This window comes from Desulfatiferula olefinivorans (assembly GCF_054657895.1).
The window spans coordinates 42,842-58,958 of sequence record NZ_BAAHXV010000013.1 but is presented as its reverse complement, the minus strand read 5'-3'; the positions used below and the strand labels follow the sequence as shown (position 1 = coordinate 58,958).

Here is a 16,117-nt window from a genome sequence, read left to right as displayed (position 1 = left end):
TTACACGATGTAGAAAACCGAAGGCCCTGTTCCCAGGTTCGATTTTCGACGGATCGTATAGTTTTCTTCGAGCATCCGACGGATCTCCGAATGTTCATCGCCAAGATCGCCGAACGTGATAGCTCCCTTGGACACCTCGACACAATAGGGCTTTTTACCCACGGCCAGCCGTTCCACGCAGAAATTGCATTTTTCCACCACGCCTTTCATGCGGGTGGGGAAATCCGGGTTGGTGGGCAGTCCGCCGGGAAGACCGTTTCTCGGATCCTGGAAGTTGAAGCTCCGTGATCCGTAGGGGCAGGCGGCCATGCAGAACCGGCAGCCGATGCAGCGGTGGAAATCCATCTGGACGATGCCGTCGGGTCGTTTGAACGTGGCCTTGGTCGGACAGGCCTGGACACAGGGCGGATTGTCGCACTGGTTGCACATCACGATAAACGGGGTGTGCTCGAGTTTCTTTGACAGAAAATCGGCGGCCTGATCGGGAAAGGCGTTGTGGTAGTGCTCTTCCCAGACCCATTTGACATCGTGATTCTTCTTGTTGTTTTCAGGTTCCGTAAACAGGTTGTAGTCCGGAACGTTGTGTTTTTCACGGCAGATGTGGACGATGTCCTCGACGACCTTGTGGTTGAGTTTTCGTGTGTCGATGACCATGCCCCAGCGGGTGCCCTTGAGGGCGCCGTTTTTTTCCTTGGTCTCATCTGCGGGAATGAAATGCTCGCCGATGGCGAAGGCATTTCCGGCCGACAGGGTCGAGAGACCCAGAGCGGATGCTCCGGCCACTTTCAGAAAATCTCTTCTGTTTTTCATAATGATGCCTCCTTGGCGTTGGGGTCCACGTGGCAGTCCCAGCAGTAAGGGTTAACAGAAGCATAGTTGTGGCATGAGTCACAGAACTCCGCTTTGTTGGTATGGCAGGCGAGGCAGGTGTTGGACAGACTCATGTCGTATTCCTTGACCGTGCCGGTCGCCTCATCCGTGACGACGTGGACGAACTGCCCGTCGCGTACGACGGAATTTCTCCAGCCGTCCAGCAACTGCATGTGGTTGGTGGCCATGACGTCCTTCGGCAGAATACAGGTTCCTGCGGCCAGGGCCTTTTCGGAAAGAACCGGTTTGGGGACCTCTTTGGCTTTGCCCGCGTTGATCCAGAACGGACACGTGGCGATCAGGACAAAGATGACCAGTCCGGCGACGATTTTAATTTTTTCATTCATCACTATCACCCTCCGCACCTGGTAAATCTTCCATTCTCAGGTTCATGGTTCGTTCGATTTCACCTTCCATCACCAGCGCGTTGCCCACCAGTTCATGAAGTCCGGTGACCTCGACGCCGGGCACCCAGTAATCCATCAGCGGGGGCAGGGCCGCCCGGTCGATGGCGCACACACAGCCCAGCATGTTGACGCCGTATTTCTCGTGAACATACTTGACCGCATTGGCTCTGGGAAGACCGCCCCTCAGACGCTGTTCCATGATTTCCTCGGTGTTGGTTCCCGAGCCGCTGCCGCAGCAGAAGGTGTATTCACGGATGGTGTTGGCGGGCATTTCGTAGAAATGGTTGCAGACCGCGTTCAGCACGTAGCGCGGTTCGTCGAGGAGACCCATGCCGCGCGCCGTGTTACAGGAATCGTGCCAGGTGACCTTGAGGTGGTCGTTGCGGCTCGGATCCAGCTTGAGCTTGTTGTGCTTGATCAAATCCGCGGTGAACTCGGCGATGTGGACCATTTTGGTTTCGGCCGCGTTGTGGAACACCGTGCCGGTGATCGGAGACTTGGGCACTTCGAGGAAGTCGGCCGGGCCGTTCATGGTGCTCATGTACTGGTTGATGACCCGCCACATGTGGCCGCACTCGCCGCCCAGGATGTACTTGACGCCCAGACGTTTGGCTTCGTGGTACATCTTGGCGTTGAGTTTCTTCATCAGGTCGGACGAGGAGAACAGGCCGAAGTTGCCGCCTTCGGAGGCGTAGGTGGACAGGGTGTAGTCCAGCCCGATGTGTTCGAACAGCATCAGGTAGCCCATGAAGGTGTAGGTGCCCGGATCGGCGAAGGCGTCGCCGGAGGGGGTCACGAACAGAATCTCGGCGCCCTTGCGGTTGAACGAGGGGTTGATCTTGACGCCGGTGATCTCTTCAATGTCGTCACAGAAAAATTCGATGATTTCCTTGAAGTTCTGGGGCTGGATGCCCAGATGGTTACCGGTGCGTGAGCAGTTGGCCACCGGGTCCTTGATCCAGTTGATGTTCACGCCCAGAAGGCTGAGAAGTTCCCGGCCCATCATGGTGACTTCCGCCGTGTCGATGCCGTAGGGGCAGAACACGGAACAGCGTCGGCATTCGGTGCACTGATAGAAGTACGAGAACCATTCCTTGATGACCATGGGGGTCAGCTTGCGTGCCCCGGCCAGGCGGCCGAAAATTTTGCCCACGGTGGTGAAATCGTTGCGGTAGATCGACCGGAGAAGCTCGGCCCGAAGCACGGGCATGTTCTTGGGATCACCGGAACCGATGTAGAAATGGCATTTGTCGGCGCAGGCACCGCAGCGAACGCAGATGTCCATGAACACTTTCAGGGAACGGTATTTATCCAGCCGTTCCTTGAAGCCTTCGTGAATGATCTGCTGCCAGTTTTCAGGGAGTTTCCAGTCCTCGTCGGCCGGAGACCAGTCTCTGGGGTTGGGCAGATGCAGGTAGTCCAGGGTTTTGGGTTTGGCCGGATACAGGTATTTGCCTTCGGAAAAATCCGGAGGAACATCCATCCAGTGTTTGGCCGGCGGTGTGTCGTCAATCTTTATCATATCTTCCGGTTTAATATTCATCAGGACTCCTTTTCCACTGGAAGACCAGCTTCGATCATTTTCTCCCTGAATTCGTTCTCGTATTTCTCATAGGTGACGAATTCCAGATCAGGGTTCCACGGGTTGATGTGCCGTTTGATGCGGCTGTTGTTGGCCAGGTTGCGGGTGGGGCTCAGGAACACACCGCCCATGTGCATCAGCTTGCTGAACGGAAAGTAGATCAGAAGCGTCGAAACCAGGAACAGATGAACGAACAGCATGGGGCTGACGTTCGCGGGGATGACTGCGTTGAAGGTCACGAGGCCCATGGTCATCTCCTTGATGGCCAGGATGTCCACCCGGAGGAAATAGCGCATGTAGATGCCGGTTCCCGCGATGCCCAGAATCAGGAGCAGGGGGAAATAATCGGCGATCATCGAGATGTACTTGACCTGGGGGATCATTACCCGGCGGGAGAGCAGGTAGAGCACCGCCGCGAACAGGACAATGCCCGACGCGAAGACCAGGGGGAGACCGATCTGGAAGAAGCTGTCCAGGGTTTCCACCAGGGAGACGCAGAAGGGAACCGGTTCGAGGAAGAACCTCAGGTGCCGAAACACGACGGCCAGGAAAGAGTAATGGAACGCCAGGGCCGCGAGCCACAGCCAGATTTCCCATTCGTAGGAGATCCGGTCTCCCTTGATCGCGCTCTTGGTGTTCCTGAAAAGGGACCGGAAGGTCACGATTTCAAAGAACATCCGAAGGATAACGCCTCTGGTCGTGGAGGGGTTATCGATCGCATTGTGCTTGATCCAGGTCAGGGATTTCTGCTGGCCGCATGTTGTGGGGATTCGGAAGGGGACCGGAGACTTGGCCCACTTGAAGATACGGTAGATGAAACCGAGGACGAAAACGGCCACGGCCACATACGGTATCCATATCCCGAACACCACCTGCAGCCCCGGTATGCTGCCGCCTGCATAGGCGACGGCTCCCAGAACGACAACTGCAACGAGGGACATCATAATATTTACGATCATTTCTTTTCCTCACCCTTTGGAGCTTCCCGGTGTTGACCGTCTTTCATTCGACCGCCGGCCTGACGCGAAGCGGGGTGTGTTGTGAACGCCGACCCCGATCACAGGCAACCCCTTTTCGGCATGCATGCCGCCGGTTGGAAGAAAAAACGGCTACTAACGTTCGAAGCCTCCGTTTTTATAAACATCATGTGGAATAATATCGGTCCCGACTTCGGGCACCTCACACAATATATCCGCTTTTTCCAGAAGCTTGAGCGTTCTGGTTTTCACATGCTCCGCCCGGAATTTGAAGATCTGTTCCCGGCAGCCCATATAAATGTCAAAGGCGATAAGGCTGAGTCCGTCCACCTTGCCGTTGAAATCGTCGAGCTCGGACCGGGTAATGTCGCCGGACGCCAGGCCCTTTTCGGCAAGTTCATGAACAATGGTTTTGAGAAAAAAAACAAAGGCGATGGAGATTGACGGGCTGAATTCCTGGACGGCCCGGATGCGGATCGCGGGGTCAAGCAGGGAGAGGAGGTCTTCCCGGGGCTTGTCCGTGATCAGGGCCTCGAAGGTGTCCGTCAGGCTGTGGAAGGTCGTGGCGCCCACCGGATTGGAAAAGGGATCCGACAGATTCAGAAGGAAGCTTGAACTTTCGGAGGGAAAGGATCGGATCACCTGATCGAACCAGCGTTTGACGATTTCGGACTTTTTCCGGTCCAGTAATTTTTTCAGGCCCATCGTCTCTCCTTCGGTTGTCCTGCGCGCCGTCCGGCGTGGCTTACGCCCTGTGACGATTTGTGTAACGCCCTTGAAAAACATTTATTTTCAAGTATATTCAAAGCTTTTTCAAACGAACCATATAGTGCATTTTTACGTTTTATGTCAAGACCTAGTTTGGCCGGTTTCAGGGCCGGGGGCCGTTTTCATCGGACGATCACCGGCGGGACCCGGGGCTGCCGATCGCCCGGCCTCAACGGTAAAATCGCTGAAGGTACGCAAGCGAGGTGTAAAGATCTTTTTCCTCGTGGGGCTCCAGAGTCAGCACCGGTCCGCGGTTTTCGATGAATCGGAACAGCGGGTCAAAGTCGATGGTGCCCTCGCCCATGGCCAGATGACTGTCCCGGTCCCCCCGGTTGTCGTGGAGATGGCACTGGCCGATGCGACGGCCGAGCACGGCCAGCCAGCGGTCCAGGCCGACGGTGCCCAGAGCGTGCAGGTGGCCCACATCCAGGCAGACGCCGACCGTTTCCGGGTCGAGGGCGTCGATGAGGGGAAGCAGGTCTTCGGGCGTTTCCTCGTAGACGTTTTCGAGCATCAGGCGGGTGCCCAGACCGGCGGCGCGCAGGGAGGCCTTTTGGAAGAAGGCGAGGCTCTTCTCCAGCCAGAGATCCCTCATGAACACGTGCTTTCTCGGATCGTACCCCGCATGGACCACCGTCGTGACGGGCTTTATGGCCCCAAGGGCTTCGAACATCTGATCGAACCGTCTTTCCGTCACAGCCGTGATGGCCGGATCCGGGGAGGTCGGCGACAGATCCATGAAGGGGCCGTGGACCGTGATGCGGCGGCCAAGGTCCCGGAACCGGTCGGCCGCCCGTTTGAAATCGTCCGGGGCAAACCGGTCCAGGGATTCGGCGTCCAGGCCGATTTCCGGGTTCAGCCCCAGGTCGAGAAACCGGTCCAGGTAGTCCGAAACGAGCATCCGGAAGGGAATATTCACCTGGACCTTGGCCGCCATGTCTTTCATCGCTTGATCCTCATCGGGTTTTCAGTTATACATGCAGAGGTATCGCACGTGCGCCGACACCTTGGTTTTTCACCCTCATTGACATAAAGGCGGCCGGAATCATGACGAAAACGGGTCCACCCTTTGCCTGTTCACGAACCGCATCGGTTCTGATCGTTATCCTTTTACTGGTTTTCGGGGTTTTTTCAAAGGCTTTTTCCGAGAATGCCCCGCAGCCGGGACGGGCCTACCTGATCCCGGTCAGCGGCGAGGTCAGCCCCCAGATGGCGGCCTTCATTAAACGCTCGGTGGGAGAGATTCCCCTGGGGGAAAAGCCCCTGATCGTGTTCGAGATGGATACCTTCGGCGGACGGGTGGATTCGGCCCTGGCCATCGTCGAGACCATCACCGGGATCCGGGAGGCCTCGACCCTGGCTTATGTGAAAACCAAGGCGATTTCAGCAGGCGCTCTTATCGCCCTGTCCTGCGAGCGGCTGGTGATGAAGCGGCACACCACCATCGGCGACTGCGCCCCCATCACCTATTCCCAGGACGGCCCCCAGATGCTCGGCGAAAAATTTCAGTCACCCCTTAGGGCCCAGTTCCGGTCTTTGGCCAAAAAAAACGGGTATGACGAAAATCTGGCCGAAGCCATGGTCAGCGCCGACCTGGAGGTGTTCCGCCTGGAGCTGGACGGGAATACCCTGTACCTCGAAGCCACCGAATACGCGGATCTTCCCGAGGCGGACAAACAGCGGGCGGCCAACAAGAAAACCGTGGTCCGCAAGGGCGAGCTGCTGACCATGGACGACGTGGAAGCCCGCGACCTTGGGTTTTCCCTGGCCAGTGCCGACGATCTGGCCGACGCTCTGGCCAAAGCCGGTCACGGGTCCCTCGAAACCGTGACCCTTGAAAAGAAATGGACCGAATCCTTTCTGGGCCTGATGATCAGCCTCAGTCCCATTCTGATGATGATCGGTCTGGCCGCCGTCTACACCGAAATCAAGGCCCCCGGCTTCGGTGCGCCGGGCATCGTGGGCATCATCTGCCTGTCTCTGGCCTTCGGCAGTCAGTACGCCGTCGGCATGGCCAATTACACCGAGCTTCTGATCGTTGTTTTCGGACTGGTGCTTCTGGGATTCGAGGTGTTCGTGATTCCCGGTTTCGGCATCGCCGGGATCGCGGGGTTTTTCTTCATCGCCGTGGGCCTGGTGCTGAGTCTCCAGGACTTTGTGCTTCCCAAACCGTCCATGCCCTGGCAGGGCGATCTGATGCTCAAAAACGTCACGATGGTCCTGGGTTCCTATGTGGTGGCCATCATCGCGGGCCTGTTGATGTTCCGCTATGTCCTGCCCCGGTTTTCCTTCGCCGCCCGGGGGCCTTACCTGACCGGCACCCTGTCCGATTCCCACGCCGACTCCATGGAGGTGCGGCGGGCAAGGGTGGGCGATCAGGGCGTGGCCGTGTCCTACCTCCGGCCCTCGGGTAAAATGAAAATCGGCGGCGACCTGTTTGACGTGATCACCGAGGCCGAGTTCATCGAAAGCGGCACGCCGGTGACGATCACCCGGATCGACGGCAACCGGATTATTGTCGCACGAAAGGAAGAGACCCCATGAACGCGCTTATCCTGCCTATTATCCTTCAACTCGCCGGCATCGTGGTGGTCATCGTGGAAGTGATCGTCCCCACCGGAGGCATCCTGGCCGTTCTGGCAACGGGCCTGATCGGCTACTCCCTTTATCTCGTGTTTTCCGTCGTGTCGCCTTCGGCGGGGATGATGTTTGTGGCCGCCGATCTGATCCTGATTCCTCTGGCCCTGGTTTTGGGGCTCAAGCTTCTGGCCCGGTCTCCGGCGGCGCTCCGGAAGAGTCTGTCCCGGGAGGACGGGGTACAGTCCCAGTCACCGGAGATGGAACATTACATCGGCATGGAGGGGACGGCCCTCACCGACCTGAGGCCGTCGGGGACGGCCCTGATCAACGGAAAAAGGCTTGACGTGGTCAGTCGCGGCGAGTATCTTGAGAAATCCTCAGTCATCGTTGTTCTTGCCGTGACGGGCAATCAGATTATCGTCAGCAAAAAAGAATAATGAACCAAAACGAATAAACGAACAGATGTGACACCTGATGAACTCGTAAAACGTCATCAAAGGACGGCAAAGAAAAACGTTCGAGCTTACGGCGTCGCGAATCCCGAGGAATGAGACGTACTTAAGGGTACGCCGCAGTGACGAGGGATGAAGCGCAACGCTTAAAATCGGACGTTTTACGAAGCCATCACACTTAAGAACCTAACATTCACGGAGGGTCCGGCAGGGTAAGGGTTCCTTTCCCCTTTATCCCTTCCGGTGCTCCACATCACGCAGGGGGAAAGTATGGCCAACTTGAACACCATTTTCTTTGTCATTGTTCTGCTCGCCATTGTCATCATGGTCTTTTTCGTGGGCTCGTCGATCAAGCTCTGGATTCAGGCCCTGGTGTCGGGGGCCCATGTGGGGATTTTCAACATCGTGTTCATGCGATTCAGGAAAGTCCCGCCCAAACTGATCATCGAATCGCTGATCATGGCCGTCAAGGCCGGCATCAGCGTGGATACGGACGGGTTGGAATCCCACTATCTGGCCGGGGGCAACGTGACCCGGGTGGTCCAGGCCCTGATCGCCGCGGACAAGGCCAACATCGACCTGAAGTTCAACCGGGCCGCAGCCATCGACCTGGCCGGACGTAACGTGCTCGAAGCCGTGCAGATGAGCGTCAATCCCAAGGTCATCGAAACGCCGAAAATCGCCGCCATGGCCAAGGACGGCATTCAGCTCAAGGCCATTTCCCGGGTGACCGTCCGGGCCAACATCGACCGCCTGGTGGGCGGGGCCGGGGCCGACACCATTCTGGCCCGGGTCGGCGAGGGCATCGTGTCCACCATCGGCTCGGCCAAGAGCCACAAGGAAGTGCTTGAAAATCCCGACACCATCTCCAAGACCGTTCTGGCCAAGGGCCTGGACTCAGGTACGGCCTATGAAATCCTGTCCATCGATATCGCCGACGTGGATGTGGGAAAGAACATCGGCGCCGACCTGGAAACCGACCGGGCCGAGGCCGACAAGAAGATCGCCCAGGCCAAGGCCGAGGAACGCCGGGCCATGGCCTTCGCCGCCGAGCAGGAAATGAAGGCCAAGGTGGTGGCCATGCGCGCCAAGGTGGTCGAGGCCGAGGCCCAGATTCCCCTGGCCATGGCCGAGGCCTTCCGCAGCGGCAACCTGGGCATCATGGATTACTATAAAATGAAGAACATCATGGCCGATACCCAGATGCGGGAGAAGATCGTGGCCGACGAGGACTCGTCCGAAGACCGCAACGTCTAACCAAGCGGGGAGCCCATGAATTTTGATACGCTGATCACCATCGGGGTGATCATATACATCATCGTGTCCATCCGCAAAGCCATGTCCCACGGGAAAAAGGGCGCGGGTGAAGCCAAGGGGACGACCGGCATCGGGAAAAAGCTCCGGGAGATGGCCGAGCAGATCAAGGACGAGATCGAAAAGGCCAACCGGGAGATGCAGGCCCAGACAGCGCCGCCCCCGCCTCCGCCGGTGCCCGACGGCCGGTATGAGGAGGACGACGAAGACGAGGAGGAGAGCCTCTGGGACGCCGTGGTCGATGAGGACGCCGACGAGGCCGAACCGGCCCGGGTTCTTCGGCAGAGCGTGCTCTACGAGGTGCCTTCCGCCCCGGCATCCCGGCAGGATCGCTGGGACAGTGAGGCGGACACGGCGGACGAGACGGATGAGGACAACCATCGGAACATCCGCGCCGCCGAGCCGGAGGCGGTGCCGAAACCGGTTCCTTCCGGCCGGCGGCCGCCGTCCCTGGCCCGGCAACGGGGCCGGCGGCATCTTCAGCATGCGGTGATCTGGTCGGAGATACTGGCCAAACCCCTGTCGCTCAGAAAATAATCCCAAGAAAAAACACCCGGGTTTCTTTCCGGGTGTTTTTTTTATTTCACCTAACGGCGTCCCCCCCCTATTCGGACGGGCGCACGGGAAAGGACACCATGACCACGCCACGACCCACCGTCCGCCTGACGGTGATGCTGATGGTCTTCACCGTCTGCGGGTGTACCGGCGGCCCCGGGCCGTCCGGATCGCCGGCCTCGCCTGCGGAGTCCCTGCTGCCCATGACCCGGGCCGGAATCCGCGGTCATCAGATGCTTTACGACGAGGGCTGGTTTGTGGTCACCTCCAGCCGGGACGCTTTGGCCTACGCCCGCGAAAACGCCTTTCGGCGATCCGCCGAATCCCTTCGGATGATCGCAGGGGATGTGAAACGGCACAGCCTCGATTACGCCGAGAAGACGGCTGACGACGGCAAGGCGGCTCTGTCCCGGTCCGTGGGGCTGCTCGAAGGGGGCACCGTGATCAGCGGGGCGCTGCTTTCCGGGGCCCTCGATCTGGCCGGCGAAGAGGTTGATTTTGCCGCGGACCGGTTTCAGGCCGCCTGTCTGCATTTTATCCGGGGCAACCTCAGCGTGATCAGGCGCAGCAGCGAGGAATACCTTCGCCTGACCGCCCTGCCCGGTCATTATTTCGATACGCTGAGCGAGGATTTTTCAAATATCCGTCAGCTTGCCGACCGTGCGAACCGCGTGGTGGCCGAGACGGTGGCCCTGTCCTGGGACGACGCCTTTGACGAGGCGGCCCGGGCCTTTCACGCCGAGTATGAACAATCGGGCAGGCGGGGCAATTCCCTGACGGCCCTGGGCGATATACTGTCCGGTTACCTCAAGGCCTTTTACGCCGGGTTGGCCAAGCCGGGCGCGAAAAGCATCGTCGAGTACGGGGCCAAAGGGGCCGGCTGTGGGATCTTCCTTCCGGCGGCCGCCGTGACCGTAATCAGCGGCCGGACCATCGAGGCCACGGGAATGGCCCTTTACCACACCAGCCGGACGGGCTACCATGTGATCGCCCCCACGGTGGAATCCGGCCTTTTGGCCGGACTGGCCCTGACCTCCGCAGCGGCGGCCCCGGTGACCCTGGCCGGAGGGGCAGGGCTGTCGGCCGTCAACCAGGTGGCCTTCACGGCGGCCTCACCCGTCTGGTCGGCGGGGAAAATCGCCGCCGACACCGCCGTCAACACAGGCCGGTATGTGGCCCGGGTGTCCGTCGATCTGGGCCGGGGCACGTCCGAGGTCCTTATTCATCAGGCCTCGTCGGCGGTGGTTTTGGGCTACAATGCCCTGACCGCCGTTCCGGTCCATCTGTTTCTCGGGACTTACGACGCCGTGGTGCTGCTCTGTCTGGACGGCCCGAACCTGGTTCTGGTCCTGGCCCGGGGCAGGGCGACCGGAGACGACGGCCCGTCGGCCTATTCCCTGGGCGCCCTGCCTGCGGGCACGGTGCTCGATCTTGATACACTCAGGCAGGATCCGTCGATAGATGTCCAGGTGATCAGCGATGATCCGGACATCATAGGCGGGGTCCTGGAACGACTTCCCGATGATCTGAGGGAGACACGATGAAACAGATCAACGCATGGATGGCGGTGGCGTGTCTTGTGCTGATTCCGGCCTGCGCCGCAAAACAGCCCGACCCCCTGGAAAACACCCGGAAACTGGTCCGGGAAGGGCATGCATCGCTTTACAACAACGGGGCGTTCCGCGTCCCCCGAAGTTCGATCTGCCTGATTCCTCCGGCGCCGGAAACCACGGAGCTGATCATGGAACTGGCCGGATTAAGGGCCCGTCAGGCCTTTCTCCGCTCGCTCAAACAGGCGTCCGAATCCGTCTATATCGTGTCCGAAGGCACCCGTCTGACGTTCCGGGCGGCCGGGACCGCCCGGGACACGGGCCGGGACACGGCGGAATATATAAGGCGCCACGCCCGGGAGGGGGCGGTGCTGCTGCTGGACCGGACCTGGGACGGCGGCCGGGACCTGGTCGGGGAATCCTGGCGTTTCAGCGGGCAGGTTGCCGATGGGGTGGCCGCCGCCGCAGAGGCCCTCGACGATGACGGCGCACGCCTGGGTCAGCGGCTCGATGCGGCGGGCAGCGCCCGCCGTCTGGCCCTGATCCGGGAGGCCCGCGCTGCGGCGGCAACGCTTTACAATGACCGGGTTGAGGGCGCCAAAGACAGCCTGGCAACGGCCCGAAGCCGGTTTGTCAAAGGGTATCTGGCGGTTCCCGAGAATCTGGGACGGAACCTGGACGCAGCGGGGGATCATCTGGACGAGGCTTCGTTTTCACGGATTCTCGCCCATGAGAACCGAAGGCGGAAAAAAGCCTCCGACAAGGCCGTCAATCTGATCGTTGGGACGGCCGCAGGCTATGCCGATGACGTCCGGGGCACCCTGGCCCGGGCCGGGGATGAATGGGAGGGCGTCTACACCACCGGCCTTCCCCTGACCAGTCTCAAGGTGTTTCGATGGGTGCTTCAGGGCCTGTTCTGGGACGCCGTCATCGAACCCGCCGCCAAGATGACGGCGGGGGGGCTGGGGTATATCGGCGTTAACGGCCTGGCCTTCCCGGTCATGGTCGTGGAGGAGGAAGGCCGTGCCCTGGCCAGGATCGCCGTGGACGTGAGCTGGAACGCCTCCCGATCTGTCTACGATGTGACGGCCCCGTCGGCGGAAGCGGCCCTGGCGGCAATTTACGGGGTTCTGGAATACGGTGCCGGGCCCGTCTCGGCCGGAGCCGTCCTGGCCGGAGGTCATCTGGCGGGCGGAGCCGGGCTGGCCGCCGCCAACGTCGGCGGCATGGTGGTCTCGGGAACCGGGAAAGCCGCCGGTGTCGCCGGCCGGTATATCGGGGTGCCCCTTGCGGCCGCCGGTGTGGCGGTCACCGGCACCACCGCGGGACTGGCCGTGATGAGCGGCGGTGCGGTCACCTCGGGCGCCGTCGTTGCCGGCGGTGAGGTCGCGGCGGGCGGTTCGGATCTGTTCGGCAACGTCATCGCCGGGACCACGCTGGTGACGGGTACCGCGGCGTCTTTGGGCGGCGGCGGGGCTTACGGCGTCTATCAGTTGTCCAAAGCCGTGATGGTCCCCAGCGGCTACGAGCTGGGGGCCGGCCTGGTGCTCAGCTATGAAACCCTGTCCCAGCTGGGAGCCCAGTCCATCCTGGCCGTATCCGACTGCGCCTACCTGGTGCTTTCGCTGGAAGGGCCCCGCTGGGTGCTTTACGCCGTCAAGGGAACGGTGGATCAGGGCGACGATCCGGCGCCCGGCACGGTCCTCGATCTTGACGCCATGCATCGTCAGGGGGAAGAAATTTACAACCTTCCCGTCAGTGACGATGAGATGAAACACGTGGTCTCATCCGCTTGTCAACATCTTCCCCTTCTGGGAAACACGCCGTCTGAAAATATTCCCTGATCGATGAATAAATCTTGACATTTCATCATATTTTGTCTTTAAGGGTAACGTTTTTCAAAGCCCGACGGTGTCACGAACCAAGACGTTACCGCATGAATCCGCTCCCTCCGGAGCCGTCCGAATCCTTTCTCCCCGTTTCGGTCCATTCATGGCACGCGGATCACGGACGGTGCCACCCGATACATCAATCACCCCGACCCTGACCGACGGCCCCGCCTGTTTGTTTTTCGGGAAACGGTCCCGGATCTGCGGTCCAACCCACGAAGACGGAAACGAATCAATGAACACGATGCACACGGTACAGCGGGCGGGTCGAACCCTGGTCATCCCGATTCTTGTTCTTTTTGCGGCCGCAGCCGTGCAGGCGGCGGATTATGAAATCCATACCCTTACCGATCTCCAGGCCGTCACGCCGGACCATCTGGCGGACCGCTGTATTCTGATGAACGACATCGACGCGTCGGAAACCGCAGGCTGGAACGAGGGCCGGGGTTTTGAGCCCATCGGCATGCTGAACGGCGCGCCGGTTTCTCCCTTCACCGGACAGTTTGTCGGAAACGGGCACCGGATCACCGGCCTGACGATCCGCCGGGACCAAAACACGGTGGGGCTGTTCTCCGTCATCGGCATGGGCGCCGGGGACGTGGTGATCTGCGACCTGACCTTAGCGGATGTGGACGTGTCGGGGCTGATGCACGTGGGGGCCCTCGCGGGCGGCGTGGACATGATGGGGGAGGCGGGGGCGTCGATCGAGATATCGGGCTGCTCGGTCCTGTCGGGAACCGTGGCCTCGAGCGGAACAACGCCGGAGACGGCTGTGGGCGCGGGCGGCCTGGTGGGCACGGTCCAGGGCTTTGGCGATGCCGGCACCTATCTGGTGGTTCCCGCCGATGTGCGCCTGACGATTCATGATTGCGAGACGGCCTGTACGGTGACGGGCGGCGATGCCGTGGGCGGTCTTCTGGGCTGGGCCCAGGGCAACGGGACCACGGCCGACGTGCTTTCGTTTTTCCGCAACACCAGCCGGGGGGCGATCACCGGATCGAACGCCGCCGTCGGGGGATTGGTGGGCCTTCTGGTCCACGGGACCCTGGCCGACAGTCAGGGCGTAGGTGCCGTGACCGGTATGAATCTGGCCGGGGGAGCCGTGGGGCTGATGTCCGGACTGTCCTCGGTCAGGCGGTGCAGCGCCGAAGGGCCGGTTGCCGTGACCGGAAACGAGGCGGGGGGGCTGGTCGGACGGGTCGAGCTCAACGCCGCCGTGACCAACTGTTTCAGCACCGGCGCCGTCTCCGGCGGCAGCACGGTGGGCGGCTTTGTCGGCGCAAATGCGGGCAGCATCACCACTTGTTACAGCACGGGAACGGTTACCGGCGCAGACCCGATGGGCGGGTTCATCGGGTCTTACGGGGGAACCCTTGCGGCCAACGTCTGCGACCTTTCGGCCACCGGATTGATCAGTGAGCCCCAGACCGGGATTACCGTGCTGACCGCTGCCCAGATGAGAGAGCCGGCGGGCTATCCCGGCTGGGATTTCACCGCCGTCTGGGCCATGGAAACCGCACCGGGCCATGAAACCCTGCCTTTTTTCCGGTTCCGGGGCGGATCAGGGACGGCCGACGACCCTTACCGGATCGGCGACGTCTACGGTCTTGAAGGGATCAGCCATGGCGCGACACTGTCGTACAGGCTTGTCGACGATGTGGATGCATCCGTCACGGCCCTGTGGAACGGGGGAACGGGGTTTTCGCCTCTGCCCTTTAACGGCCGTCTGGATGGGCAAGGGTTTGCAATCCGGTCTCTTTATGCCGATCGATCTTTGTTTGACGAACCCGCCGGACTGTTCGGTACTCTGGAGGCCAACGCGCTCATTGAGAACCTGATGCTTGAAGACGCCCGGGTCATCGGCGGTGAATCGCATCCCGCAGGCCTGCTGGCGGGAAGCAGTCGGGGGACCCTCCTCCATTGCGCCGTGTCGGGTCGGGTGTCCGGCGCTGATGAGACCGGGGGGCTGATCGGGACTCAGCTGGACGGGCACATCGCGTTTTGTTCGGCGGAGGGGGTGGTGATGGGCGGCGACGCCGTGGGCGGTCTGGCCGGTGCCGTCTCGGGCGGACGGATCGAACACGGCGTGACCCGTGTGGAGGTCCACGGCATGACGGCGGTGGGCGGTCTTGCGGGCAGTGAACGGAACACCGAGGTGACGCGGTGTTCGAGTCGCGGCACGGTCAACGGCTATCAGTCGGTGGGCGGGTTGATCGGACACGACGGCGACGGTCTTTCCATGATTTCCCAGTGTTTTTTTCAGGGTGAGGTCACGGGCTCCCTGGGTACCGGCGGTCTGATCGGTCAGGCCATGGGCACCCTTTCCGCCTGTTACTGTTCGGGTCAGGTCCGGGGGGATATCGAAACCGGCGGTCTGGTCGGCCGACTTCAGGGCCGGGCCGGCGACTGCATGAGCACCATGGCCGTTGACGGCCGAAGCCGACTGGGCGGCCTGACCGCAACCCTTGCCTCGACCGGCCGCATCACCCGGTGCTACAGCGCGGGAACCGTGTCGGGAGACGCTGTGACAGGCGGGCTTGTGGCCTTAAGTCTGGCCGGACCCGACGGAACACGCGACTCGTTCTGGGACTTTGCGGCCTCGGGCCTGACCGCCTCGGACGGCGGCGAGGGAGAGGACAGCGTCGCCATGCGGAAACGGGAGACCTTTGACAACGGGGTGGACCGCCTCTGGGATTTTGACACGATCTGGGCCATTGCCGAGGACCGGACCCGTCCGGTGCCCCTCTGGGATCTTAAGGCTGCGGACCTTGCGATGGCCCCGGATCAGACCGCCGACCCCATGTCCGGCCGGACCCGCCGGCAAGCCGGGATGACCTTAACCAATCTGGGCCCCCATGGGGCTGTGGCGGTGACCGTTACGGCCGTCGGTGAATCGTGGCGCGAGCCCTGTGTGTCCATGGACGGCGGTCAGACCTGGACAGCGGTCGACGGCTCGGTTCAAATCCCCGCCCTGGACGGGGGCGAGTCGATCCGCCTTTTGTTCCGGGACGACGGCGCCGACGGGATTCCGGATCCGGATGCCCGGATCCGGGTGGATGCAAACGGCCATGATCCGGATCTTTCCAACAATATCGGAGCCTTTGACCGGGCAGACACTCCGGTGTACGGCGGTGACGGCAGCGGCTGCTTCATCGGCAGCCTCAACGACTAAG

The 16,117-nt window shown here is 61.1% G+C and carries 13 protein-coding genes; 7 read left to right on the top strand and 6 right to left on the bottom strand.

What is annotated here, in order from left to right:
- From dsrO to ACYQ11_RS11180, 6 genes are all read right to left on the bottom strand, one after another.
- Positions 1 to 810 carry a sulfate reduction electron transfer complex DsrMKJOP subunit DsrO gene (gene dsrO, locus ACYQ11_RS11205; protein ID WP_459923874.1) on the bottom strand — a complete coding sequence of 270 codons (810 nt, stop codon included), beginning with the start codon at positions 808 to 810 and terminating at the stop codon, positions 1 to 3.
- Positions 807 to 1,217: a sulfate reduction electron transfer complex DsrMKJOP subunit DsrJ gene (dsrJ, locus tag ACYQ11_RS11200; RefSeq protein ID WP_459923873.1), complete on the bottom strand. Its 411-nt coding sequence runs from the start codon at positions 1,215 to 1,217 to the stop codon at positions 807 to 809. Before dsrJ ends, dsrO begins: the two co-directional genes overlap by 4 nt.
- Positions 1,210 to 2,820: a sulfate reduction electron transfer complex DsrMKJOP subunit DsrK gene (gene dsrK, locus ACYQ11_RS11195; RefSeq protein WP_459923872.1), complete on the bottom strand. Its 1,611-nt coding sequence runs from the start codon at positions 2,818 to 2,820 to the stop codon at positions 1,210 to 1,212. The genes dsrJ and dsrK overlap by 8 nt, the downstream gene beginning before the upstream one ends.
- Positions 2,820 to 3,818 carry a sulfate reduction electron transfer complex DsrMKJOP subunit DsrM gene (gene dsrM, locus ACYQ11_RS11190; RefSeq protein WP_459923871.1) on the bottom strand — a complete coding sequence of 333 codons (999 nt, stop codon included), beginning with the start codon at positions 3,816 to 3,818 and terminating at the stop codon, positions 2,820 to 2,822. Before dsrM ends, dsrK begins: the two co-directional genes overlap by 1 nt.
- A gap of 153 nt (positions 3,819 to 3,971) precedes the next feature.
- Entirely contained in the window at positions 3,972 to 4,541 is a 570-nt protein-coding gene (locus ACYQ11_RS11185; protein WP_459923870.1) for an RsbRD N-terminal domain-containing protein, read from the bottom strand.
- 232 nt (positions 4,542 to 4,773) lie between these two features.
- Entirely contained in the window at positions 4,774 to 5,550 is a 777-nt protein-coding gene (locus tag ACYQ11_RS11180) for a sugar phosphate isomerase/epimerase family protein (RefSeq protein ID WP_459923869.1), read from the bottom strand.
- A gap of 101 nt (positions 5,551 to 5,651) precedes the next feature.
- Here ACYQ11_RS11180 and ACYQ11_RS11175 point away from each other — a divergent pair, with 101 nt between their 5' ends.
- The 7 genes from ACYQ11_RS11175 (at position 5,652) to ACYQ11_RS11145 (ending at position 16,116) form a co-directional block, all read left to right on the top strand.
- Positions 5,652 to 7,148: an NfeD family protein gene (locus tag ACYQ11_RS11175; RefSeq protein ID WP_459923868.1), complete on the top strand. Its 1,497-nt coding sequence runs from the start codon at positions 5,652 to 5,654 to the stop codon at positions 7,146 to 7,148.
- Entirely contained in the window at positions 7,145 to 7,621 is a 477-nt protein-coding gene (locus ACYQ11_RS11170) for an NfeD family protein (RefSeq protein ID WP_459923867.1), read from the top strand. Before ACYQ11_RS11175 ends, ACYQ11_RS11170 begins: the two co-directional genes overlap by 4 nt.
- A 285-nt stretch (positions 7,622 to 7,906) precedes the next feature.
- The gene (gene floA, locus ACYQ11_RS11165; RefSeq protein WP_459923866.1) at positions 7,907 to 8,893 is read left to right on the top strand and encodes a flotillin-like protein FloA; all 987 of its coding nucleotides are present in this window, start codon (positions 7,907 to 7,909) and stop codon (positions 8,891 to 8,893) included.
- 15 nt (positions 8,894 to 8,908) lie between these two features.
- The gene (locus ACYQ11_RS11160; protein ID WP_459923865.1) at positions 8,909 to 9,487 is read left to right on the top strand and encodes a hypothetical protein; all 579 of its coding nucleotides are present in this window, start codon (positions 8,909 to 8,911) and stop codon (positions 9,485 to 9,487) included.
- Positions 9,488 to 9,585: 98 nt separating this feature from the next.
- Positions 9,586 to 11,049, top strand: a complete 1,464-nt coding sequence (locus ACYQ11_RS11155; protein ID WP_459923864.1) for a hypothetical protein — start codon at positions 9,586 to 9,588, stop codon at positions 11,047 to 11,049.
- The gene (locus ACYQ11_RS11150; protein ID WP_459923863.1) at positions 11,046 to 12,899 is read left to right on the top strand and encodes a hypothetical protein; all 1,854 of its coding nucleotides are present in this window, start codon (positions 11,046 to 11,048) and stop codon (positions 12,897 to 12,899) included. Before ACYQ11_RS11155 ends, ACYQ11_RS11150 begins: the two co-directional genes overlap by 4 nt.
- Positions 12,900 to 13,179: 280 nt before the next feature.
- Positions 13,180 to 16,116: a GLUG motif-containing protein gene (locus ACYQ11_RS11145; protein ID WP_459923862.1), complete on the top strand. Its 2,937-nt coding sequence runs from the start codon at positions 13,180 to 13,182 to the stop codon at positions 16,114 to 16,116.
- The last annotated feature ends 1 nt before the right edge of the window (position 16,117 follow it).